20 protein-coding genes are annotated in these 22,835 nt (G+C 59.6%); 11 read left to right on the top strand and 9 right to left on the bottom strand.

The window, feature by feature from the left end; all coding sequences use genetic code 11:
* Window positions 1-30 precede the first annotated feature (30 nt).
* The 5 genes from BMY55_RS08130 to BMY55_RS08110 form a co-directional block, all read right to left on the bottom strand.
* A complete protein-coding gene (locus BMY55_RS08130; RefSeq protein ID WP_091429792.1) occupies window positions 31-615 on the bottom strand; it encodes an HNH endonuclease in 585 nt (194 codons plus the stop codon).
* 169 nt (window positions 616-784) lie between these two features.
* Entirely contained in the window at window positions 785-1,465 is a 681-nt protein-coding gene (locus tag BMY55_RS08125; protein ID WP_091429790.1) for an alpha/beta hydrolase, read from the bottom strand.
* Window positions 1,465-2,103 carry a DNA-3-methyladenine glycosylase family protein gene (locus BMY55_RS08120; protein ID WP_091432193.1) on the bottom strand — a complete coding sequence of 213 codons (639 nt, stop codon included), beginning with the start codon at window positions 2,101-2,103 and terminating at the stop codon, window positions 1,465-1,467. Before BMY55_RS08120 ends, BMY55_RS08125 begins: the two co-directional genes overlap by 1 nt.
* The gene (locus BMY55_RS08115; RefSeq protein ID WP_091429788.1) at window positions 2,079-2,810 is read right to left on the bottom strand and encodes a precorrin-6A/cobalt-precorrin-6A reductase; all 732 of its coding nucleotides are present in this window, start codon (window positions 2,808-2,810) and stop codon (window positions 2,079-2,081) included. Before BMY55_RS08115 ends, BMY55_RS08120 begins: the two co-directional genes overlap by 25 nt.
* On the bottom strand, window positions 2,807-3,859 hold the full coding sequence (locus BMY55_RS08110) for a cobalt-precorrin-5B (C(1))-methyltransferase (RefSeq protein WP_091429786.1): 1,053 nt from the start codon (window positions 3,857-3,859) through the stop codon (window positions 2,807-2,809). Before BMY55_RS08110 ends, BMY55_RS08115 begins: the two co-directional genes overlap by 4 nt.
* Before the next feature lie 97 nt (window positions 3,860-3,956).
* Between BMY55_RS08110 and cobA the strand changes: the two genes are divergently transcribed.
* The 4 genes from cobA (at window position 3,957) to BMY55_RS08090 (ending at window position 8,279) form a co-directional block, all read left to right on the top strand.
* Window positions 3,957-4,826 carry a uroporphyrinogen-III C-methyltransferase gene (gene cobA / locus BMY55_RS08105; protein WP_091429785.1) on the top strand — a complete coding sequence of 290 codons (870 nt, stop codon included), beginning with the start codon at window positions 3,957-3,959 and terminating at the stop codon, window positions 4,824-4,826.
* Entirely contained in the window at window positions 4,826-6,109 is a 1,284-nt protein-coding gene (locus BMY55_RS08100; RefSeq protein WP_091429783.1) for a cobyrinate a,c-diamide synthase, read from the top strand. The genes cobA and BMY55_RS08100 overlap by 1 nt, the downstream gene beginning before the upstream one ends.
* Before the next feature lie 78 nt (window positions 6,110-6,187).
* A complete protein-coding gene (locus BMY55_RS08095; RefSeq protein WP_091432192.1) occupies window positions 6,188-7,414 on the top strand; it encodes an MFS transporter in 1,227 nt (408 codons plus the stop codon).
* A 160-nt stretch (window positions 7,415-7,574) separates the two neighbouring features.
* Window positions 7,575-8,279 (top strand): class I SAM-dependent methyltransferase, encoded by a 705-nt coding sequence (locus BMY55_RS08090; RefSeq protein WP_091429781.1) that lies wholly within the window; start codon window positions 7,575-7,577, stop codon window positions 8,277-8,279.
* 54 nt (window positions 8,280-8,333) lie between these two features.
* On the opposite strand, the gene BMY55_RS08085 is transcribed toward BMY55_RS08090, so the two are convergent.
* Both BMY55_RS08085 and BMY55_RS08080 read right to left on the bottom strand, forming a co-directional pair.
* Entirely contained in the window at window positions 8,334-8,606 is a 273-nt protein-coding gene (locus BMY55_RS08085) for a hypothetical protein (protein ID WP_091429779.1), read from the bottom strand.
* A gap of 31 nt (window positions 8,607-8,637) precedes the next feature.
* The gene (locus BMY55_RS08080) at window positions 8,638-11,439 is read right to left on the bottom strand and encodes a [protein-PII] uridylyltransferase family protein (RefSeq protein ID WP_091429778.1); all 2,802 of its coding nucleotides are present in this window, start codon (window positions 11,437-11,439) and stop codon (window positions 8,638-8,640) included.
* A gap of 132 nt (window positions 11,440-11,571) precedes the next feature.
* On the opposite strand from BMY55_RS08080, the gene BMY55_RS08075 reads away from it, so the two are divergent.
* The 7 genes from BMY55_RS08075 to ilvN all read left to right on the top strand — a co-directional run bounded on the left by BMY55_RS08075 (window position 11,572) and on the right by ilvN (window position 17,647).
* Window positions 11,572-12,051: a YbaK/EbsC family protein gene (locus tag BMY55_RS08075; RefSeq protein WP_091429776.1), complete on the top strand. Its 480-nt coding sequence runs from the start codon at window positions 11,572-11,574 to the stop codon at window positions 12,049-12,051.
* A 112-nt stretch (window positions 12,052-12,163) separates the two neighbouring features.
* Window positions 12,164-12,694 carry a cytochrome b gene (locus BMY55_RS08070; protein ID WP_091429774.1) on the top strand — a complete coding sequence of 177 codons (531 nt, stop codon included), beginning with the start codon at window positions 12,164-12,166 and terminating at the stop codon, window positions 12,692-12,694.
* Between the two features lie 180 nt (window positions 12,695-12,874).
* Window positions 12,875-13,402, top strand: coding sequence for a DUF2852 domain-containing protein (locus tag BMY55_RS08065; RefSeq protein WP_091429773.1), 528 nt, complete (start codon window positions 12,875-12,877; stop codon window positions 13,400-13,402).
* A gap of 95 nt (window positions 13,403-13,497) precedes the next feature.
* Window positions 13,498-13,986, top strand: a complete 489-nt coding sequence (locus BMY55_RS08060) for an RDD family protein (protein ID WP_091429771.1) — start codon at window positions 13,498-13,500, stop codon at window positions 13,984-13,986.
* A gap of 123 nt (window positions 13,987-14,109) precedes the next feature.
* Window positions 14,110-14,961: an arginyltransferase gene (locus BMY55_RS08055; protein WP_091429770.1), complete on the top strand. Its 852-nt coding sequence runs from the start codon at window positions 14,110-14,112 to the stop codon at window positions 14,959-14,961.
* 351 nt (window positions 14,962-15,312) lie between these two features.
* Complete coding sequence (locus tag BMY55_RS08050) at window positions 15,313-17,067, top strand: acetolactate synthase 3 large subunit (protein WP_091429768.1); 1,755 nt, start codon at window positions 15,313-15,315, stop codon at window positions 17,065-17,067.
* A 13-nt stretch (window positions 17,068-17,080) separates the two neighbouring features.
* On the top strand, window positions 17,081-17,647 hold the full coding sequence (gene ilvN / locus BMY55_RS08045; protein WP_091429766.1) for an acetolactate synthase small subunit: 567 nt from the start codon (window positions 17,081-17,083) through the stop codon (window positions 17,645-17,647).
* A gap of 100 nt (window positions 17,648-17,747) precedes the next feature.
* Here ilvN and BMY55_RS08040 read toward each other — a convergent pair whose 3' ends face one another.
* A complete protein-coding gene (locus BMY55_RS08040) occupies window positions 17,748-18,035 on the bottom strand; it encodes a hypothetical protein (RefSeq protein ID WP_143064308.1) in 288 nt (95 codons plus the stop codon).
* A 429-nt stretch (window positions 18,036-18,464) separates the two neighbouring features.
* Entirely contained in the window at window positions 18,465-22,172 is a 3,708-nt protein-coding gene (locus BMY55_RS08035) for a vitamin B12-dependent ribonucleotide reductase (protein WP_091429764.1), read from the bottom strand.
* Window positions 22,173-22,835: the final 663 nt, after the last annotated feature.

Genomic DNA, 22,835 nt, shown 5'->3' with positions numbered 1-22,835 from the left:
GGGGCAGGCTATCGCCTTGCGCGGTGTCCGTCACGCGTCCAGTTCTGCATCCCAATACAGAAAGTCCACCCAGCTTTCATGCAGGTGGCCCGGAGGGAACTTTCGCCCAACATTTCGCAACTCTTCCGCAGCGGGTTGGCGCGGCGGTTTGCGCAGGTTCAGCCCCGAATACCGCAAGGGTTTGGACCCTTTGCGCAGATTGCACCGCTGACACGCCGCAACGACATTTTCCCAGCTGGTCACGCCGCCTGCGGCACGCGGCACCACGTGATCAAAGGTCAAATCGCCCTTGGCCCCGCAATACTGGCAACAGAACTCGTCCCTTAAGAAAAGATTAAAGCGCGTGAAGGCCACGCGCTTTTGAGGTTTCACATAATCTTTCAGGACAACGACCGAGGGGATCCGTATCTCAAGCGAAGGGCTTCGGACCACCTCATCATACTCGGCGAGTATGTTGACCCGATCCAGCACGGCAGCTTTCACCGCCTCCTGCCATGGCCACAGGGAAAGGGGGTAATATGACAAAGGCCGATAATCTGCATTGAGCACAAGCGCGGCATGGGTCTTGACCCCGCCGCCTTCGCGCACAAACTCTGTCCTGAAATTGCCATCCATCACGCGTCAAACCTCGACCGTATACGCCCTTGTTCGGGCCATCGGGGCGGGGACGCCCGCCCCATGCTCATAGGTTGACTATATATAGGCAGATCAACCTGACAAGCCCCATGATGTTGGGGTAACGCAGGTATGAGGGTCGTCTGTGTCAGGCTTATGACAGGATTGTCTATTTCTGTGCCGTAGGTGTGATCCCCAGCTTGTCCTGAATGAAGCTCAGCGCCACCGATAACCCGTCCATAGCAATGCCATGCCCGGTGCCTTTCATGATGAAGCCATAGGTTTCAAACCCGTTCGCCTGAAGGATTTCACCACTTTCCGAGAAATGGCCCGGCGGCACCATGTCGTCCTGATCACCATGCACCAACAGCACCGGCGGTTTCGACCTGATGTGATCCGCGAACTGGTCGGGTTCCAACATTCGGCCCGAAAACGCGACGATCCCGGCGATGGGGTCGTCGCGGCGGGGCAGCACGCGCAGCGCCATCATCGTGCCTTGCGAAAACCCGAAAACGATAAGTTGTTCGGGACGTATTCCCTCATCCTCTAGCACCTGATCCAGAAACGCGTCGATATCCTGCGCGGCCTGATTGGCACCATTCATGCTGTCCTCTTCCGAGGATCCGTCCAGCCATGGAATGGGAAACCACTGGAAGCCAAACGGGTTGCCCGCGCATTTTTCCGGCGCGTCCGGGGCGATGAATGTGGTGTCGGGCAGGTGCTCCGACAACGGGTCAGCCAGACCCAGCAGGTCCGCCCCATCCGCCCCGTAACCGTGCAGAAACACGACAACCGATTTGGTCTTGCCCGAAGTCGCTGCGCGGCGTTTCACATCCAGTATTCGGTTCATCAGCGGATCCCTTCGCGTTGCTTTTGCACACGGTAATAGGCCCAGAGCAGCCGCGCCGCAACGCCTCTCCACGGAGACCACGACAGCGCAAGCGATCGCATCCCTTTTTCCTTCGGGCGCGCGGGCAGGTCAAAGAGCAGCTTTGTTGCTTCTTGCAGGGCCAGATCGCCTGCCGGAAAGACATCTGCGCGCGCCAAGGAAAACAGGGCGTAAATCTCGGCGGTCCACAGCCCGATGCCCGGCACGGCGGTCAGCGTGGCGATCACCTGATCCGACGGCATGGCGCGCAAACCTGGATAGTCGATCCCTGCCCCGGCCAGCGCCTGGGCATAGCGGATCTTGGGTCGCGACAGGCCCAGAGCGGCCAGTTCCTCGTGACTTGCGGCGGCGACCTTTTTGGGCAGCACCATCCCAGCCGCCTCGACCCGCGCCCAGATTGCAGCGGCGGATGCGGTTGAAACCTGCTGGCCCACAATGGCAAACATTAACGCCCCGAACCCGTCGTCGCGCAGGCGCAAAGGGATCTCGTCGATTTGATCTCGCACATGTTGGAAGGCTGGCTCTACCACACATAGCCAGTCTGCCCCTTCGCGCAGGCAGTCTGACCCATGGATCAGGCGTTCTGCTTGGTCAGCCACGCCAGCGCCTCCTGCGCAGACTGCACGTGGTCGCACTCCAGCATGGCAGGCCGTTCCAGCAAGGCAACGGGACGCCCCAAAGCGCGGGCTGCATCAAGTTTTGCGCGGGTCGGGCCACCTGAATTTCGCGCCACAACCCAATCAACAGCATAGGTTTTCAGCAACCTCATCTCATATGCGAACACGAAGGGCGGCTGGCCGATGATCCAACTGCCGTCATAAGGAAACGGATCATTGGTTCGATCCACACGCCTGCAAAACAGCGTTCTGCCTTCGGCAAATTTGGACCATTCGTCGATGGATTGTGCGCCCGTTGCCAGAAAAACGCGCGCCCCTTTGGGGACCAGCTTGTCAACATCGTCTTGCGTCGTAACGTTGTGCCACCGATCGCCGTCCTGGGCCTGCCACGCGGGACGCAACACACGAAGATGCCGCAGCCCAAGCCGACGCGCGATGGTCAGTGTCCGACTGGAGATCTGCGTTGCAAACGGATGGGTTGCATCAATCACGGCTTCAAATTTGCCCATTTTCACAAAGCGTTCTTGCGCTTCTTCACCGCCAAATCCCCCCCTACGGGTCTGGATCGGATACAATCCCGGCTCGTCCGTGACACCAGCCAGTGATGCCACGGCGTCAATCCCGTCGGCGGCCAACTGGTCTGCGATTGCACGCGCCTCCCGCGTGCCGGCCATCAACAGCGTCTTCACGACGCCCGTCCGATCACTGCGCCTTGTCGGTCAATCATCACGACATCAAGGGTCACGTCGGCACCCCGCAGCATCATCGCGGCCTCTATCCGGGCTTTTTCAACGATTATCTTAGCCAATTTTTTTCCATGTTTTTCATATGCTTCCAAAGCAGTATTCATGTCTTTTACATTGTTGTCGTCCAGCCATTCGGCCAGCAGTTCAAAATCCACTTGACTGCGCCCCGAATGCAAGTCGCGCGCGCCTTGGGCCAGTTTCGTCAACTTGCCAATGCCTCCACCAATGGTTGCGCGCTGGATCGGGTGGCGCGCAAGGTATTTCAACATTCCCCCAACAAAATCCCCCATATCAAGCATGGCGCCATCCGGTAGGCCATAAAGCGCCTGCACAACACGTTCCGAGGTCGCCCCGGTGCAGCCCGCCACATGGGTCAAGCCCTCGGCGCGCGCCACGTCGATGCCCCGGTGGATCGATGCAATCCATGCCGCGCAGGAAAACGGGCGCACGATGCCAGTGGTGCCAAGGATCGACAGGCCTCCCTTGATCCCAAGTCGCGGATTCCACGTCTTTTCAGCCAGTTCCGCGCCGTTTTTAACCGATACCGTGACGTCCAGATCCGCGCTTTTTCCAAATATATCCGCTGCTTCATGGATGACCCATTTCATCATCTGGCGCGGCATGGGGTTGATCGCGGGTTCGCCCGGTGGAATCGGAAGACCTGGTTTGGTGACGATACCTACGCCGTCACCTGCAAGAAAGCGGATGCCCTGCCCGGTCTGGCCCGTTGCGACACGCGCGCGGATCAGTGCGCCGTGGGTCACGTCGGGATCGTCGCCCGCATCCTTGATGATCGCGGCTTCGGCCCAGCCGTCATCCCGCGCCGCCGCTTCAATCTCGAATGTTGGCGTTTCGCCTTTGGGCAAAGTGATCGTGACCTGTGACGGCACGCCCGCACCCCACAACCCCTCCAGCGCGGCTTTCACCGCAGCAGTGGCGCAGGCGCCTGTGGTCCATCCGCGTCTCAGTTTGGGGGGCAAATCACTGTTCATCGCGCTGACTATAGGCTGCACATTGCGCGCCGCCAATCCACGCTGTGAGGTCGTATCGGCGCTTTTCGTCGCCCGCGTGCCAGTGCATAAGGAGCGCATGAGCGACTCGCAGACATTTACCACCCCCAAACTGCCGGGCAATGACTGGCCGCAGATGCTGCCGGGCTGGGTCTGGCTGGTCGGTGCTGGCCCCGGCGATCCGGGCCTGTTGACCATCCACGCGGTCAATGCACTGTCGCAAGCCGACGTGATCGTGCATGATGCGTTGGTTGCGCCGGACATCCTGTCCTGGGCGCGGCCCGAGGCCGAGGTGATCTATGCCGGCAAGCGGGGCGGCAAGCCGTCGGCCAAGCAGCGCGATATCTCGTTGCAGCTCGTCGATCTGGCACGCATGGGTAAGAAAGTGCTGCGCCTGAAAGGTGGCGATCCCTTTGTGTTCGGGCGCGGGGGCGAAGAAGGCCAGACGCTGGTGCAGCACGGTGTGCCGATCCGTATCATTCCCGGTATCTCGGCGGGGATCGGTGGGCTGGCGTATGCGGGCATCCCCGTCACCCACCGCGACGTGAACCAGTCCGTGACATTTGTGACCGGCCATGATCAGTCGGGTGATACCCCCGGATCGCTGGACTGGGACGCGATTGCGCGCGGGTCGCAGGTGATCGTGATCTACATGGGCATGAAGCATCTGGACCGGATTCGAACCGCCCTGATGGATGCCGGTCGCCCGAAGGATGAACCCGTCGCCATCACATCCAACGCGACGACGCCCGACCAGCGGGTTCTGGAAACGACCCTTGACACCTGCGTCGAGGACGCCGCCCGCGACAGCATCGACGCCCCGGCGATTATCTGCGTGGGCCGCGCCGTTCTGATGCGGCAGGCGCTGGATTGGCAGGCGTTGGCGGCGGGGATGCAGCCAAGAAACACCGATCCGCTGGGGCGCGGACGTCCGGCCGAGGATCGTTGATGCCCCGCCCGGGACAGAGAGGTCTGATCCTTTCCGCACCATCCTCGGGCAGCGGCAAGACCACGCTGACCTTGGGCATTTTGCACGCGTTGTCCCGCCGGGGCGCAGATGTCAGCGGCGCAAAGTCCGGCCCGGACTATATTGACCCGAGATTTCACGCCGCCGCCTGTGGGCGGGACTGTCCCAATCTGGACGCATGGGCGATGCACCCCGCACGGATAGAAGCCCTCGCCACATCGGGTGCGGACCTATTGTTGATCGAAGGCGCGATGGGGCTGTTCGATGGCGCACCGCCAGACGGACGAGGCGCGACGGCCGATCTTGCCCGACAACTTGGTCTGCCCGTGGTGCTGGTGGTGGACTGCGCGCGGCTGGCCCATTCCTTGGCCCCATTGGTCAAGGGGTTTGCATCGCATGACCCCAGAGTTCGCGTCGCGGGGGTCATCCTGAACAATGTTGGCAGCCCGCGCCACGAAATGATGCTTCGCGCCGCCTTGCGGGGCAGCCGGGTCACGGTGCTGGGGGCCGTCCACCGACAGCCGGGTATGGAGCATCCCTCGCGACATCTGGGGCTGGTTCAGGCGGGTGAACACCCGGACTTGCAGACCTATCTGGGCCGGGTCGCCGATGCGGTTGAAGCCGCCCTTGATCTTGCGGCGCTGGCGGCACTGGCGGAACCGATCAGGACGCAAATAACCAGCAGTCCGCGTCTGGCAGCACCGGGCAAGCGGATCGCGATCGCCTCGGACCGCGCCTTTGCCTTTGCCTATCCGCATATTCTGGCCGATTGGCAGGCCGACGGCGCGACCGTCCTGCCCTTCTCGCCGCTGGCCAACCAAGCCCCGGCCCGCGACGCTGATTTCATCTTCCTGCCTGGCGGCTATCCGGAATTGCACGCCGAAACACTCGCCGCCGCGCAGACCTTCAAAGCCGGAATGCGCGCCTCGACCTGCCCGATTTATGGAGAGTGCGGAGGTTATATGACCCTGGGCCACGCAATCACCGACAAGGACGGCACGCGGCATGAAATGCTGGGGCTGCTGGATCTGGAAACCAGCTTTGCCACCCGGAAACTGCATCTGGGCTACCGGTCGCTCACTGCGACGCAAGGCCCCTTTCCCGGCACATGGGCGGCGCATGAGTTCCATTATGCCACCACCGTGCGGACCGAGGGAACCGCGCTTTTCGACGCCACCGACGCCGAGGGCAACGCCCTGCCGCCCATGGGGCTGGTGAACGGGCATGTGTCGGGCAGTTTTGCCCACCTGATCGACCGGGCCTGACGTCCGGCTATCGAATCCCGCGTCCCGACCGGTTTTTCCTTCTGGTCAAATCTGCCCCCTACAGATACGCATATGCGCATGAGTGATGCGATCCTGCACCCAGCCGATGACGGCCGCGCCAAGCGCAACGTGACCATCCTTGTTCTGGCGCAGGCGCTTCTGGGTGCGCAGATGCCCATGATCTTCACGATGGCGGGTCTGGCGGGACAATCGCTTGCGTCCAACCCATGCTGGGCAACGCTGCCGATCTCGCTGATGGTGGGCGGCTCGATGGTCTTTGCCAACCCTGTGTCATGGATCATGCAAACCTATGGCCGCCGGGTCGGGTTCTGGCTGGGCACGCTGGGCGGCACTTTGGGCGCCGCGATCAGCGCCTATGCCCTGACTCAGGCAGATTTCGGGGTCTTCCTGATGGGGTCTTTCCTGATGGGATTGTATCAATCCGCGCAGGGGTTCTATCGCTTCGCTGCCGCTGATACGGCGTCACCGGCCTTTCGGCCCAAGGCGATTTCTTATGTTATGGCAGGTGGCTTGGCCTCGGCCGTTATCGGCCCGCAATTGTTCAATGCCACCAATGACGCGCTTGTCGTACCGTTTCTTGGGGCCTACCTGACGATCATCGCGATCAACGTGCTGGGCGCGTTTCTGTTCTTCGGGCTGGACATTCCCAAGCCACCGAAGCCACAGGTTGACGACCCCAAAGGCCGCACCCGCCGCGAGCTTTTGCGCGACCCGGTGATAGCGGTGGCGATCATTTGCGGCATGGTGTCCTATGCGCTGATGAACCTTGTGATGACCTCGACCCCGCTCGCGGTCGTTGGCTGCGGGTTTGAGACGGATATGGCCGGCAATGTCGTCACCGCGCACGTGCTGGCGATGTTCGTGCCCAGCTTTTTCACCGGCCACCTGATCGCGCGCTTCGGAACCCGCAAGGTGATCGCGACCGGTTTGGCAATCCTTGGGCTGGCAGGTATTGTCGCCCTGCAAGGTGTCGCGCTTGAGAACTTCTTCCTCGCTCTTGTCCTTCTGGGCGTTGGCTGGAACTTCGGCTTCATCGGCGCCACCACCATGCTGGCCGGTGCCCACGCCCCGGAAGAGCGCGGCCGCGTGCAGGGCATGAACGACATGATCGTCTTCGGCTGTGTCACCATCGCATCGCTTGCCTCGGGCGGCTTGATGAACTGTTCCGGCGGTTCGACGATCGAAGGCTGGAACGCTGTCAACATCGCGATGGTGCCGTTCCTGGTTCTTGCGGGTGCGTCGCTGATCTGGCTGATACTGCGACCACAGGACAAAGTGGTCTAAGGCAGACCTTGGCCGCAAGCAATTGCCGTGTTGATCCGGTCGAAAGATCACCCGCGGATCACGAACGCCCGTTGACAACAAACGATCGCGCCGACGTTGAATATGGTCCGCGTTTCGGTCACAAGTCGGATAGATTTATCGCGGCGAGGTTTGAAGCGGCATGGGAATTAGTATCAATATCGCGACACATCTTGCACGCGTTGCGCCTCTGCTGACCGGGTGCAGGAATGGTATCATGCTGGGGCGGCAGAAAATGCACTTCAAGCCGTCCGGGTGGACGCCCCGCCTGATAAATTCCCTCAAGGAGATGGGCATCGAGGCCACGCCCGATGACATCTTCCAGGATGATGATTTTTGTGAAACCTTCCTTAAGACGATTGGCTGGCCTTCACTGGAAAGTCTTGATTTTTCCGACATCGAGGGGGCCGAGTATGTTCATGACCTGGGCGAACCGATAACGGACGAGTTGAGGTCCAGGTTCGACCTGATCTATGACGGTGGCACGACCGAACATGTCTTCGATATTGCGCAGGCCTTCCGCAACGTGGACGCCATGCTTTCCGAAAACGGAATTTTTATTTCATGCGTCGGCGCGGATGGTTGGTTCGGCCACGGGTTCTATCAGATCGGACCGGATATTCCCTGGCGATATTGGGTGGCAAGTCTGGGCTACGATATGTTGGGATGCTGGACGTTCTCAAGAAAGGGACAACACCCGCCACGCCCGATTGAAGATCCGACCGGAAATCCGCGCGGCGGCGTGCACCGCTACGACCAGCCGCAGTTTATTTTCTATGTCGTTCAAAAGAAAAAGCGTGATGATGACCCGAAACAGGTCATTCAAAGCCACTATGTCGACTATTGAGAACGAACTTCATCATTGCCAACCCAGGTGCCGAAGTCACACCTTGCATACCGTTTACCCCACTCTGCCCTTTCGCCCCCCGCGCCGCTTCGGGGTTGCGGCCTCGTCCAGTGCCAGCCGCATCACCTGTGTCATCGGGTGGTCCGGCGCGTCCGCGCCATAGTGGTCCAGCAACGTCGTAATTCGCTCGGCCTGCGCCATCTCGTGATCGTCAAACAGCGCCCAGTCCAAAAAGATGGATCGGCATTCCTCGATCCGGATCCCTTCGATGCGGTAGCTTTCGCGGATCAGGCCGCGCGGGTCGATGGCTTTGATGAGGTCTGTCATGATGCCTCCACGGTGTGGCGGTCCGGGTGGGTTAAACCGGGGGTGACGCCAGCACCTTGTCTATGGCGTGGGCGGCGGCCCTTGCCTTGGTCTCTAAATCCTTGACCAGCGCCGCCTCGCTTTCGGCACCGGTTTCACGCAAGAGCAAGTCCTGACCGCCCTTCCCCAGCGCGTCAAGGTCCAACGGCCCTTCTGACAGAAGTTTTGAGACCGCCTGGAGCCGCCACATCAGGTCGTGGCTGTCGGCCATCGCCTGCCCCTGTGCGGGTGAAAACCAGCCAAGCGCCACGCCTTGCTCGATCTGCGCAGCCGGATCGCGTGCGGTGTTGTGGGACAGAAGCGCAGCGGCCTGCGCGACCAGTTCCACGTCTTGCAAATGCCCGACACCCAGCTTGGCATCCAGTGCGCCGCCGCCGGATTTCGCCTCGGCGATCCGGCTACGCATGTCGATCACGTCCGCCACCACCTTGGCCGGGTCGCGATCAAACCCCATCACCTCGGCGCGGGCGTCGTTATAAGCGGTGGTCACACTCGCTGGACCGGTCACGACGCGCGCGCGGGTCAGGGCCAGATGCTCCCACGTCCAGGCTTCATCTTTCTGATAAGCACGGAAACTGTCGATTGAAGTTGCCACCGGCCCCTGACGACCCGAGGGACGCAGACGCATGTCAACCTCGTATAGACGCCCTTCGGCCATCGGGGCGGATAGAGCGGTCAGGAAGGCTTGTGTGAGACGGGCGTAATAGGTGCGGGTCGCCAACGGGCGACGGCCATCCGAGATTTCTTTGCCCTCGGGGTCGTAGATCATGATGAGATCAAGATCGGACGTTGCCGTCAGGCTGCGTGCACCCAGCGAGCCCATTCCGATGATCGCCGCCCCCGCCCCCGGTGGGTTGCCGTGTTTGGCCGAGAAGTTCTCGACCACCACCGGCCAGATCGCGCGGATCACGGCATCGGCAAGGTCGCTGTATTGCGTGCCCGCCTCGCGTGCCGTGATCAACCCGCGCAAAAGGTGCACACCGATACGGAAATGCCATTCCTTCATCCAGCGGCGCGTTCCATCCAGCCGCGCCTCGTAATCCGGCAGAATCTGCAAGCGGTGTTCAAGTTGCGACTGAAGCGCCTTTGCACCCGGCCAATCTTCGAAAAACCCACCGCCGATCACCGCATCCAGCACCTGCGCGTTGTGGCCCAGATACGCAGCCAGTGCCGGTGCCGTGGCGGCGATGTCAACGATCAGATCAACAAGCGTCGGGTTGGCTTCGAACAGCGAGAAGAGCTGCACACCGGCAGGCAGACGCGACAGGAAACCGTCGAAATGGATCAAGGCCTGATGCGGGCGCGGGGCTTCGGCCAAACGCGCCAGCAGGTCCGGTTTCAACCGGTTGAAAATCTCGACCGCACGGGTCGAGCGCAGGCAGGGATAGCTTTCCCAGCGGTGGACAATCTCGGCCTCGGTCTCGTCCAGTTCGCGGGTGCCGGCGGCCGAGCCATCGGGGGCAAAGAAACTCTCGGTGACTGTATGCACCTCGGACAAAGCGTCGTGGAGACGCATTTTCAGGCCATCCGTGTCCCCTTCCCCCATCATCCGCGCCAGACGGTCAAACCCTTCGTCGGTCGATGGTAGTTTATGCGTTTGCGCGTCGCGCATCATCTGGACACGGTGTTCGACCTCGCGGTGGAAACGGTAATGATCGGTCAGCGTCCGGGCCACGTCGCCGGGGATCCACCCCTTGCCCGCCAGCGCCGCCAACCCGTCGACGGTGCCGCGCAACCGCAGGGATTCGTCTCTTCCCCCCGCGATGATCTGGCGGGTCTGGGTGAAAAACTCGATCTCGCGAATGCCACCGCGCCCCAGTTTCATGTCGTGGCTGGGCAAGGTAATATCGCCATGCAGGCCTTTGTGTTCGCGGATACGCAGGCGCATGTCATGAGCGTCCTGAATGGCGGCGAAGTCCAGATGTTTGCGCCAGATGAACGGGCGCAGCCGGGTCAGATAGGCATCGCCTGCCGCGATGTCCCCGCCACAAGGCCGGGCTTTGATATGGGCCGCGCGTTCCCACGTGCGGCCGAGGCTTTCGTAGTAGCGCTCGGCCGCTTCCATCGACACGCAGACGGGCGTCACCGCCGGATCGGGGCGCAGGCGCAAATCGGTGCGGAACACATAGCCGTCGGCGGTCAACTCGGACAGCATCGCGCTCATCTTGCGGGTGGCACGGATGTGACTGGCGCGGGCGTCATGGAAATCGGTCCCTTCGAACTTGCTGTCATCAAACAGCATGATCAGGTCAATGTCCGAGCTAAAATTCAGCTCATGCGCGCCCATCTTGCCCATCGCCATGGCCACCATGCCGCCTGCCGTCGCAATGTCATCTTCGGTCATTCCGGGTAATTTGCCCCGCCGGATTTCCTGCGCGACCTGAAACTGCATCGCCGTGTTTGTGGCATGATCAGCCAGATCGGTCAGCGCGCCGGTCACTTGTTCCAGAGTATAAACACCGGCCAGATCGGCCAGCCCCGCCAACAAGGCGACCCGCTGCTTTGCTATGCGCAACGTGGCGCGCAGGGCGCTGTCGCTATCCGCTTGTGGCGATATATCGGAAAGAACCGTAGCAATCGCATCTTCCGGTGCCCCGACCAACGCCGCTCGCAACCAATCTGCCTGCTTCTCCATCAGGCCTTTCAGATAGGGCGCACAACCAGCAGTGCCTTTCAGCACCTCGCGCAGTTCGGGCGGTTGGTCGGCAAACAGCGTGACGACCTCATCTGCCGGTTCGGCCTCAAAGGGGATCGGGCAGCGGGTGATGCGGGCAGCAAAGGGTTCCTGGATCATGCGGGCAAATTGCGCTGCGGGTCTGAGCGGGTCAACTGGCGAGTTACACCTGCGGCAATTAAGTCGCGCGCCTTGTGCTGTGCAGGGGATGGGATAACGTGGCTGCAATACGAGCACGACAAGGACGGACATATGTCGAAAAGCCTGAAGCGGGTGCGGACCGCCCTGATGGACCTTGGGATCGACACGGAAATCCGTGAGATGTCAGATGGCACCCGCACCGCCGCAGATGCGGCTTGCGCGGTGGGCTGTGCGCTGGATCAGATCGCCAAGTCGATCATCTTTCGCGGCGAGGACAGCGGACATGTCGTGCTGTTCCTGACCGCAGGCGGCAATCAGGTGGACGCGGAAAAAGCCTCGGCGCTGGCGGGCGAGCCGTTGGGCAAGGCGGATGCCAAGCTGATCCGTGCCGAAACTGGTTTTGCCATCGGGGGCGTCTCTCCGGTTGGTCTGATCCAGTCCGTGCGCGCCTATTATGACCCGCGCCTGTTGGCCTTCGATACGGTCTGGGCGGCGGCGGGCACTCCGCGTCATGTGTTTCCTGCCCCACCATCTGCATTGATCAGGGCGGCATCGGCGGAGGAGGGCGATTTTGTGACAGGCCCAGCCTGACACAGTGCGTCTTGCCCAAGCCTGCCACAATAGCTTGCATTTGCAAGCCCTCTCTTGCCAATCTTGCAAATGCAACTAATATGAACCAGGCATTCCCGAACTGGAGACCGCCATGGCCCGCTATCACCCCCTTCTGGTTGCCCTGCACTGGATCCTAGCCGGACTGATCATCGGCGCGCTGGTCATGGGAAGCCAGGTTTTGGCCCCCCTGCCCAATGACAGCCCGGACAAAATGTTCAGCCTATGGGCCCACATGACGGTCGGTCTGGTGATTGGCACTTTGATGCTGCTGCGGCTGGTCACACGGCTCAGGACCCCGCACCCGCCCAAAGCCGATGCGGGAAATGGCCTTCTGAACATCGGCGCGCGCGCCGCACATTGGGGGCTTTACGTGCTGGTGCTGTTGATGGTGGTCAGCGGTATCGGAATTTCGATCACCGCAGGTCTGCCAGCAATCGTATTCGGTGGGTCTGGCACCCCCCTGCCCGAAACTTTCGATGATTTGACCCCGCGCGTGCTGCACGGGATCACCGCAACCCTTCTCGCGCTGACGATCGTCGCACATATCGCAGGGTGGCTGTATCACCAATATGTGCTGAAAGACGGTCTGATCCGGCGCATGTGGTTCGGTCCGCGCGCCTGAATCACCACGAGACCGCGCCGAAAAATCATCAATTATCGGCAATTTTTTATAATTAGAATCAACGCTTTGTTCAAACAATGTAAAAAAGTTTTACATTAACTCTTGATGGCAGACCAAAAATTCCCACATCCTAATCATGTGAAAGACATTCACATTGAACGCCAACTACGGAGACCTACCATGAACACCGCCGCTCAAACCGACTTCCCCGCCACCCCGCGTGGCTGGTTTTCGCGAAGCGAAGCATGGCTTGACGAGCGCGGCAAAGGCGCGTGGATCGCCGCCATGGTCATCAGCTTCATCTTTTTCTGGCCCATCGGGCTGGCCCTTCTTGCCTATATGATCTGGAGCAAACGCATGTTCTCGAAATCTTGCAGCCATCGCCGTTCGACCGAAACCACCGCATGGAAAGATGCACGTTACGCGCGCCGCCACGGCTTCTCGACCTCGGGCAACACTGCGTTCGACGCCTATAAGGCGGAAACCCTGCGCCGGTTGATGAGCGAACAGGAAGCGTTCGAAGCCTTTCTTGAACGCCTGCGCGCCGCCAAGGACAAGTCCGAGTTCGACCAGTTCATGGATGAACGCGCCAATGCCGCCCAGGCCACTCGCGACGAAGCATATGAAGATGACTATGCCGACGACGATGTGGACGATGTCGAGGTTCTGGACGAACCCGCCCGCGAGAAGAAAAAGAAAAAGTCGTAATCCGACAGCTGACACATACATAAGTGACAGCCCCACCCGGCCCGAATTATTGGGCCGGGTTCTCTGCCAACCTGCACAAGCACACAGGACCGACCATGTCTGATTTCCCACATGCGCATCATCGCGAAGAAGACGGCCGACGCGCCTATTGGGGTCTTCCTGACCCTGACACACAGGCCGAGTTCTACACCGACGTCACCCTGAAGCGCCTGTTTGCCTGGTTCATTGATGTGGTGCTGATCGCTGCAATCTGCGTACTGATCAGCCTTTTGACCTTCGGCATAGGCTTTTTCCTGTGGGGACTGATCTATCTGGCAGTCAGCTTTGTCTATCGCGTGACCACCCTGTCGAACGCGTCTGCAACATTGGGGATGCGTCTGACCGCGATCGAGCTTCGCAATCACCGCGGTGAACGGTTCGACCGCACCACCGCCGCCCTGCACACGCTGGGGTATTTCGTGTCGATGTCGACCTTTGTCGTGCAACTGATCTCGATCGTGATGATGTTCACCACGCCGCGCGGGCAAGGTTTGGTTGACATGATGCTGGGCACTGCTGCGCTAAACCGTGCCGCTGGCCGCTGAGCCATCCCTTTTGCAAGCTATGTGGTGCCGCTACGCGCCAAGTTTACCTTATGACTGACGGGGACTTGCCCGATCTGGCAGTCCGGGCTAACTTTTGATCACTTGAGCAATCTTGAAAGTGTCATGCGCCATACATTACCGCTTGCACCCCAGTTCTATGTGACCGCGCCGCAGGAGTGTCCTTACCTGAACGGCCGGATGGAACGCAAACTGTTCACTGCGCTGCAAGGCGAACACGCAAGCACGCTGAATGACACGCTGTCAAAGCAAGGGTTCCGCCGATCCCAGAACGTGCTCTATCGTCCGTCCTGCGCCGAATGTTCGGCCTGCCTGTCCGCCCGCATCCGCGTGGCGGACTTTGTGCCGACCAAAGGCCAGCGCCGCACGATGAAGCGCAATGACGATCTGGAACGCCGCGCCCGCGCCCCGTGGGCCAGCGAGGATCAGTATGAACTGTTCCGCCGCTATCTTGACACCCGCCACGCTGATGGCGGTATGGCCGATATGGATGTGTTCGAATTTGCCGCGATGATTGAAGAGACCCCGATCAAAAGCCGCGTAATCGAGTATTCCGAACGCGGCAAGGGTCAGGAACCGGGCGACGAACCCACCGGCCCTTTGCGCGCGGTGTGCCTGACCGATGTGTTGGATGACGGCTTGTCGATGGTCTATTCCTTCTATGACCCGGCCCGCACCAAAACTTCGCTTGGCACGCATATGATCCTGGATCACATCCAGATCGCGCGCGAAGCCGGTCTGCCTTACGTCTATCTTGGCTATTGGGTGCCGGGCAGTCCGAAGATGGACTACAAGGCCAAGTTCTCGGCGCTGGAGATATATCGTCAGGGGGAATGGACATCGTTGAAGGGGGACGAGGATTACGCGTCCGAGCTTCACCCGCTTTCCACTGACCCGATCGCCGAGCAGGTCGCCAGCATAACGCTGCCCGATACGGTGCGCTCCCGTGGCGGCTAGGGACAGCCAAATCAGGCGGCAACCCCGAAATCTGACCTCTGCTTTGTCATTAATTGCGCCACACCACCCCATAATATTCTGAAAATTTCAAAAAAACGTCGACTGCGACACTTTATTCGCTCATTTCCCGGTTGACGCCCTTCTGCCCCCCTCATAATGTCGCGCCATTATTGTCAAAAGCCCCACCAGCGAACCAAGTGGGCAAGGTTAAGGAATATGTTGCGATGAGCAGCGTCCTCGTACTTGTAAGGAAATGGCGCATGGGCCGGTAACGGAACCATATTGGATCCCCATGCGCCCCCGAAAATCGGGGGCTTTTTTGTGAAAAACGCACGTGGAACGGAGAGAGTGATGACACGTCAAATGACCGGAGCGAAAATGGTGGTGCAAGCCCTGAAGGATCAGGGTGTCGACACAGTATTCGGCTATCCGGGGGGCGCTGTCCTACCGATCTATGACGAGATTTTTCAACAAAATGACATCCGGCACATTCTGGTACGCCATGAACAAGGCGCGGTGCACGCGGCCGAAGGCTATGCCCGCTCGACCGGCAAACCCGGCGTTGTCCTTGTCACCTCCGGCCCCGGCGCGACCAATGCGGTGACGGGTCTGACCGATGCGTTGCTGGATTCGATCCCCATCGTGGTGCTGACCGGTCAGGTGCCGACCTTCATGATCGGCACGGACGGGTTTCAGGAAGCCGACACAGTGGGCATCACCCGCCCCTGCACCAAACACAACTGGCTGGTGAAAGAGACCGACAAACTGTCCGATGTGATCCATCAGGCGTTTCACGTGGCCACCGCAGGGCGCCCGGGTCCGACATTGGTGGACATTCCCAAGGATGTGCAGTTCGCGACCGGCGACTATACCCCGCCCGCAAAGGCGGAAACCAACCACTATACCCCGCAGGTGCGAGGCGATATCGAGGCGATCACCGAACTGGTCGCGGCGATGGAAACGGCCAAGCGACCGATCTTTTACACCGGCGGCGGCGTAATCAACTCCGGTCCCGACGCCTGCCAGTTGCTGCGCGAGCTGGTGGATGCCACCGGCTTCCCGATCACATCGACCCTGATGGGGTTGGGAGCCTACCCGGCCAATGGCGAGCACTGGCTGGGGATGCTGGGGATGCACGGGCTGTATGAAGCCAACATGGCGATGCATGATTGCGATCTGATGATCTGTGTCGGCGCGCGGTTTGACGACCGCATCACCGGACGGATCGACGCGTTCAGCCCCGGATCGAAAAAAGCGCATATCGACATTGATCCCAGCTCGATCAACAAGGTCATCCATGTCGAGATTCCGATCATTGGCGATGTGGGCCATGTGCTTGAAGACATGCTGAAAATCTGGAAAGCGCGCGGGCGCAAGACGAATGGAGCGGCGTTGGCCACCTGGGTCGCCAAGATCGACGAATGGCGCGGGCGCGACTGCCTGTCCTATCAACCGGACGACAAGGTCATCCAACCGCAATACGCGATGGAACGGCTGGAAGCGTTGACCAAGGACAAGGATCGCTATGTCGCCACGGAAGTGGGCCAGCACCAGATGTGGGCGGCACAATTCCTGGGCTTCAACGATCCCAACCGCTGGCTTACCTCGGGCGGGTTGGGGACGATGGGCTATGGCCTGCCCGCCTCGCTTGGCGCGCAGATCGCGCATCCGGACGCTTGTGTGATCAACGTGGCCGGTGATGCCAGCTGGTTGATGAACATGCAGGAAATGGGCACTGCCGTTCAGTTCCGCGCCCCGATCAAGCAGTTCATCCTGAACAATGAACGTCTGGGCATGGTGCGCCAGTGGCAGGAGCTATTGCACGGTGAACGCTATTCACACAGCTGGTCGGAAAGCCTGCCAGACTTCGTGAAATTGGCTGAAGCGTTCGGCTGCAAAGGCCGACAGGTGTCTGACCCGGCCGAGTTGGACGACGCCATTCAGGAAATGCTGGACTATGACGGCCCGTTTATTCTGGACGTTCTGGTCGAAAAACACGCCAACTGCTTCCCGATGATCCCGTCGGGCGAGCCACATAACAAGATGCTTCTGGGCGAAGCCGAAACGCAGGGCGTTATCGGTTCCTCGGGCGCGACGCTGGTTTAAGGAGGGTCTGGATATGTCTGCACTGAAGATCAAAAAAGGCTCGTCGCGCAAATCGGCCTATGACCTGCGCGACCCCAATTCGGACGTGATCGAGCGGCACACACTGGCGATCATCGTCGACAACGAAGCCGGTGTTCTGGCCCGTGTGATCGGGCTTTTCGCGGGCCGTGGTTATAACATCGAAAGCCTGACCGTGGCCGAGGTGGACCATCTGGGCCACCTGTCGCGGATCACCATCGTCACCACCGGCACGCCTGCCGTGATTGAACAGATCAAAGCGCAACTGGGCCGGATCGTTCCGGTGCATGATGTGCACGACCTGACGGTCGAAGGGCCCGCCGTGGAACGAGAACTGGCGCTGTTCAAGGTGGAAGGCTCTGGCGACAAACGGGTCGAGGCGCTCAGGCTTGCCGATATTTTCCGGGCCAATGTGGTCGATTCCACGTTGGACAGTTTCGTGTTCGAAATCACCGGCACCACAGAAAAAATCTCTGCATTTTCGGAACTTATGCGTCCGCTGGGCTTGATCGAAGTGGCGCGTACCGGAGTTGCCGCTCTATCGCGGGGCGCGACAGAATAGGCCCGACATCACGACGAAAGCCGCGCCCGTCAATGCCATTTGCGGGCGCTTATTTCTGCACGTGCAACGGGTTAGGCGTGTCTGCCGATCTTGACACGGGTCAAGCCACAACCCGCAGAACCGACCGTGTGTCCGGCTTGTCATAGTTGCTCAGAACCTCGGCCGGGTCCACGCCTCCCATGACCACGCCAACCTCTTCGATACGGCACACCGTGCGAAAGCCATTGGCCTCGTCATAGTCAAACCAAATCTGCGATCCGCGCTGCAATCTGCCCACACCTTCCGGCGCGACGACCTCGGGACCGATGAACGCCAGCGGCCCCTGATCTTCACACCAGACCAAGCCAACGCTCTTATCGGCGTTGTACCATAGGATTATCCCCAACATGTTCTTTCTCCACTTCTGGTGGATATTTTATCGGCTGGATATGGCAGGAACAGGGCAAATGTTCGCCCATGGCAAGAAAGCCTTAACTTATTACAGGTGTCCGGTTGTTTTTCCGCTTCAATCGCAGTCCTCAGAGCGTATTGATGCCGTGACGTCAACCAGCACATTCTGCGGCACAGAATCACTTGCAGCAGAAGGATGAAATCGCACCTGCCAAACCTGCAAAAAAGAATGGGGCGCCCGAAGGCACCCCAGTTTCGCTGATAAGGCTCATCCTTGATACCGCCCGGTTGTTTTTGCCTGCGGCCTTATCCACGTCAGGGGGCGAGCGCACCCGCCCCGTGTCAAGATGGAAGGCGGCACTTGCGCACGCTCCCTCCCATGTCAGCCGGGCACATCCCTTGGGACGTGGACGGGCCCGGCGGTCTCTTAGCTACAGCCCGTGGTCGACCCACAGGTGTTGCATTTCATACAGGTGCCATTGCGGACCAGCGTGTAGTTGCCGCATTCGCCGCAGGGGTCGCCCTCGTAGCCCTGCATCTTGGCTTTGGTGCGCGCGTCGATCTTGTTGATCGTGCCCGTCGATACCGCGGTTTCGCTCACCAGTGTTTCCGTCACGGTGGTTTTCATCCCTGCCGTCTCCGGCACCAACGTGTTGAGCACGCCCACCGGATCGGTTCCGGTCAGAACCGTTCCCCCTGCGTCGGTGCCGCCTTGCAGCACCATCAGCTCTTGCGGCATCCGCTTGCGCAAGTATCCGGTCGAACTGATTTGCTTCAACACTTCCAATGACTTGGAGGCCGCAGTTTCAGTCATTTCCTGAACGTTCGACACGCCTTCTTCCTCGCCGCGACCCAGATCGTCGAAACTGGCCCCTTCTGGTTTCACATGCGCCAGATCAGTGCGATCCAGATAGCTGACAGCCAGTTCGCGGAAGATATAGTCAAGGATCGAGGTTGCGTTCTTGATTGAATCGTTGCCCTGCACCATCCCGGCCGGTTCGAACTTGGTGAAGGTGAAAGCGTCCACGAACTCCTCAAGCGGCACGCCGTATTGCAAGCCCACGGACACGGCAATGGCGAAGTTGTTCATCATCGCCCGGAAGCCAGCGCCTTCCTTGTGCATGTCGATGAAGATCTCACCCAGATTGCCATCTTCGTATTCGCCGGTGCGCAGGTAAACCTTGTGTCCGCCAACGATGGCTTTTTGGGTGTAGCCTTTGCGACGCTCAGGCAGTTTCTCACGGCCACGCGCAACTTCTTTGACGACGATTTTTTCGATGATCTTCTCGGCCAATGTCACCGCTTTGTCGTGGGGCGAACCCGCGGCAAGGATTTCTTCGGCTTCCTCGTCATCTTCGACCAGTGCCGCGGCCAGCGGTTGACTGAGTTTCGAGCCATCGCGGTAGAGCGCGTTCGCTTTGATCCCGAGGCTCCACGACAGTTCATAGGCTTTCTGGCAATCCTCGATCGTGGCGTCATTCGCCATGTTGATGGTTTTCGAGATCGCGCCGGAAATGAAGCTCTGCGCCGCGGCCATCATATAGATATGGCTGTCAACATTCAGGAAACGCTTGCCTTTTTTGCCGCACGGGTTGGCGCAGTCAAAGACGTTGTAATGCTCTTCTTTCAGATGCGGCGCCCCTTCCAGGGTCATCGTGCCGCAGACGTGGTCATTGGCAGCTTCGATGTCGCGGCGGGTGAAGCCCAAGTGGCTGAGCAGGCTGAAATCGGGGTTGTTCAGCTTCTCGGCCGGGATGTCCAGCACGTTGGTGCAGAACTCTTCACCCAGCGTCCATTGGTTGAACACGAAGCGGATGTCGAACGCGGACGGCAGCGCTGCCTCGATCTTGTCGATCTCGTTTTGCCCAAAACCGTGACCGATCAGCGTCGTGTGGTTGATCCCCGGCGCATTACCAATTGTGCCGTGACCCACGGCATAGCTGATGATCTCTTCAATTTCTGACGACGCATAGCCCAACTTCTCAAGCGCCGCCGGAACCGAGCGGTTGATGATCTTGAAGTATCCGCCGCCGGCCAGTTTCTTGAACTTCACCAGCGCGAAGTCAGGCTCGATCCCGGTGGTGTCACAATCCATCACCAGACCAATGGTACCGGTAGGTGCAATCACGGACACCTGCGCGTTGCGATAGCCGTGCTTTTCCCCCAGCGCCAGCGCCTCGTCCCACGCGCCCATGGCCAGATCGACCAGCTTGGCATCGGGGCAGTTTGCGTGATCCAGCGCCAGTGGCTTGATCGACAGACCCTCATACCCTTCGGTCGCGCCATAGGCAGCGGTGCGGTGGTTGCGGATCACCCGCAGCATGTGATTCCTGTTACGCTCGAACCCTTCGAACGCCCCAAGCTCGCCCGCCATTTCGGCAGAGGTCGCGTAAGATACACCCGACAGGATCGCCGTCAGCGCGCCGCACATCGCCCGGCCCTCGGGCGAGTCGTAGCCAAAGCCCATATTCATCAGCAGCCCGCCGATATTGGCATAACCCAGCCCCAGCGTGCGGAAGACATAGCTGCGCTCGGCAATCTCTTTCGACGGGAACTGCGCCATCATCACTGAAATCTCCAGCGTGATCGTCCACAGGCGGGTGGCGTGCATGTAATCTTCGGCCTGGAACACACCGTCTTCCAGGAAGGTCAGCAGGTTCATCGAGGCCAGGTTGCAGGCCGTGTCATCCAGGAACATATATTCCGAACACGGGTTCGAGCCGCGGATTTCGCCGTCTTCCGGGCAGGTGTGCCAGGCGTTGACCGTGTCGTGATACTGGATGCCCGGATCGGCGCAGGCCCAGGCGGCGTGGCCGATCTGGTCCCACAAATCGCGCGCCTTGATGGTCTTGGCGACCGAGCCATCGGTGCGGCGGATCAGTTCCCAATCGGCATCTGCTTCAACGGCTTTCAGATACGCATCCGTCACACGCACCGAGTTGTTCGAGTTCTGGCCCGATACGGTCGCGTATGCTTCCGAATCCCAGTCGGTGTCATAGGTCGGGAACTCGATCGCGCCATAACCCTGCTTGGCATAATCCAGCACGCGTTTTACATAAACCTCTGGGATCGCGACCTTTTTCGCAGCACGAATGACGTCTTTCAGGGACTCGTTGATCTTCGGATCGTAAGCGTCTTCTTCGGCGCCATCCCATGTGCGGATCGCGGCGAAGATGTGGTTCAGATGCTCTTCGTGCATCTTCGAACCTGCAACCAGCGAGGCCACTTTCTGCTCTTCCTTGACCTTCCAGTTGATGTATTCCTCGATATCCGGATGGTCGCTGTCCACGATCACCATCTTGGCCGCGCGGCGTGTGGTGCCGCCCGACTTGATTGCGCCCGCCGCGCGGTCGCCGATTTTCAGGAAACCCATCAAACCAGATGATTTACCACCACCCGACAGCGGCTCATTCGCCGCACGCAGGGACGAGAAGTTGGTGCCGGTGCCTGAGCCGTATTTGAAAAGGCGCGCTTCACGCACCCACAAGTCCATGATGCCGCCGTCGCCCACCAGATCGTCACCGATCGACTGGATGAAACAGGCATGGGGCTGCGGATGCTCATAGCTCGATTTGGATTTGGTCAGCTTGCGGGTCTTGTGATCGACGTAGTAATGGCCTTGCGCCGGACCGTCGATGCCATAGGCCCAATGCAGGCCGGTGTTAAACCACTGCGGCGAGTTCGGGGCCGCGCGCTGGCTGGCCAACATGTGGCGCATTTCGTCGAAATAGGCTTTCGCGTCAGCCTCGGTGGTGAAGTAACCACCTTTCCAACCCCAATAGGTCCACGCCCCTGCCAGACGGTCAAACACTTGCTTGGCCGAGGTCTCGCCACCGTAACGCTCTTCTTTCGGCAGCTCTGCCAGTGCTTTGTCGTCCGGGACCGAGCGCCAGAGAAACTCAGGAACACCTTTTTCTTTCACGCGCTTCAATGCCGCCGGCACGCCCGCTTTGCGAAAATACTTCTGCGCAATCACGTCCGAGGCAACCTGGCTCCAATCCGCCGGGACTTCGCAAGCGTCCAATTTGAAGACAATTGTGCCATCCGGGTTACGGATTTCAGATGTAGTGGTGATGAAATCCAGCTCGGAATAAGCGTCTGCTCCGGCTTTGGTGAATTTGCGTTCGATTTTCATAGTGCCCCGTCGATCCTTCGTGCGCTGTGGTGTTGCGTGTCTGGGCACGCCTTCACCCTTCAAAATTTAGCTGATCGCAAGGACCGAAATTGACACAGGAATTCCGCCCCGAAACACGCCCTACGCGGACCCGGTTTGGTTTCGACCCATCAGGTCGCGCCATATATATTTCACTGTCCCGCTGTAACCTGCCGCCACTATATGTTGTGGCTTGATGACCAGCACGCACAAGGTGACGTATCGACCCCTAGCAGGTCAACAAAAACTTCTGGTCTATCCACAACTCTTTTGCGTTGACCTCAATCGTGGTTTGGGCAAGTCCCGAATTAACCAATTGATTCCTCGTCAGAGGGTGTCTGTGGATGGTTTCTGATTTTGCTATTTGATCACCGGACTTATGCCAAAAAGGGAAAGTGATACCTCAATTCAGAACCATCAAGCACATGGGGCGCACCACGGCAGATCGTTCGGGCGAGAACGCAATTCAAAAGATCTCTCGGCAAAACAGAGAAATCTCACCATCTTCAGACAAACAAGCTGTTAGGACGGTCAGGTGTGGCATTGATACGTCAGGCAAAGTGTCATCATCGCGTAAAAATGACGTCGGAAAAGAATCACATTTCTCGTTGAACATATCTCTTAGGTGGTTCGTCACCACCCCTG

It is taken from the genome of Aliiroseovarius sediminilitoris, assembly GCF_900109955.1.
GTDB classification, from domain to species: domain Bacteria; phylum Pseudomonadota; class Alphaproteobacteria; order Rhodobacterales; family Rhodobacteraceae; genus Aliiroseovarius; species Aliiroseovarius sediminilitoris.
The sequence above is the reverse complement of the archived record's forward strand: the minus strand, read 5'-3'. Positions and strand labels throughout refer to the sequence as shown.

Excerpts from the sequence above, each read along its gene's own strand:
- BMY55_RS08130 (WP_091429792.1), bottom strand. The coding sequence starts at position 615 with ATGGATGGCAATTTCAGGACAGAGTTTGTGCGCGAAGGCGGCGGGGTC.
- BMY55_RS08125 (WP_091429790.1), bottom strand. The coding sequence starts at position 1,465 with ATGAACCGAATACTGGATGTGAAACGCCGCGCAGCGACTTCGGGCAAG.
- BMY55_RS08110 (WP_091429786.1), bottom strand. The coding sequence starts at position 3,859 with ATGAACAGTGATTTGCCCCCCAAACTGAGACGCGGATGGACCACAGGC.
- cobA (WP_091429785.1), top strand. The coding sequence starts at position 3,957 with ATGAGCGACTCGCAGACATTTACCACCCCCAAACTGCCGGGCAATGAC.
- BMY55_RS08100 (WP_091429783.1), top strand. The coding sequence starts at position 4,826 with ATGCCCCGCCCGGGACAGAGAGGTCTGATCCTTTCCGCACCATCCTCG.
- BMY55_RS08095 (WP_091432192.1), top strand. The coding sequence starts at position 6,188 with ATGAGTGATGCGATCCTGCACCCAGCCGATGACGGCCGCGCCAAGCGC.
- BMY55_RS08090 (WP_091429781.1), top strand. The coding sequence starts at position 7,575 with ATGGGAATTAGTATCAATATCGCGACACATCTTGCACGCGTTGCGCCT.
- BMY55_RS08085 (WP_091429779.1), bottom strand. The coding sequence starts at position 8,606 with ATGACAGACCTCATCAAAGCCATCGACCCGCGCGGCCTGATCCGCGAA.
- BMY55_RS08080 (WP_091429778.1), bottom strand. The coding sequence starts at position 11,439 with ATGATCCAGGAACCCTTTGCTGCCCGCATCACCCGCTGCCCGATCCCC.
- BMY55_RS08075 (WP_091429776.1), top strand. The coding sequence starts at position 11,572 with ATGTCGAAAAGCCTGAAGCGGGTGCGGACCGCCCTGATGGACCTTGGG.
- BMY55_RS08070 (WP_091429774.1), top strand. The coding sequence starts at position 12,164 with ATGGCCCGCTATCACCCCCTTCTGGTTGCCCTGCACTGGATCCTAGCC.
- BMY55_RS08065 (WP_091429773.1), top strand. The coding sequence starts at position 12,875 with ATGAACACCGCCGCTCAAACCGACTTCCCCGCCACCCCGCGTGGCTGG.
- BMY55_RS08060 (WP_091429771.1), top strand. The coding sequence starts at position 13,498 with ATGTCTGATTTCCCACATGCGCATCATCGCGAAGAAGACGGCCGACGC.
- BMY55_RS08055 (WP_091429770.1), top strand. The coding sequence starts at position 14,110 with ATGCGCCATACATTACCGCTTGCACCCCAGTTCTATGTGACCGCGCCG.
- BMY55_RS08050 (WP_091429768.1), top strand. The coding sequence starts at position 15,313 with ATGACACGTCAAATGACCGGAGCGAAAATGGTGGTGCAAGCCCTGAAG.
- ilvN (WP_091429766.1), top strand. The coding sequence starts at position 17,081 with ATGTCTGCACTGAAGATCAAAAAAGGCTCGTCGCGCAAATCGGCCTAT.
- BMY55_RS08040 (WP_143064308.1), bottom strand. The coding sequence starts at position 18,035 with ATGTTGGGGATAATCCTATGGTACAACGCCGATAAGAGCGTTGGCTTG.
- BMY55_RS08035 (WP_091429764.1), bottom strand. The coding sequence starts at position 22,172 with ATGAAAATCGAACGCAAATTCACCAAAGCCGGAGCAGACGCTTATTCC.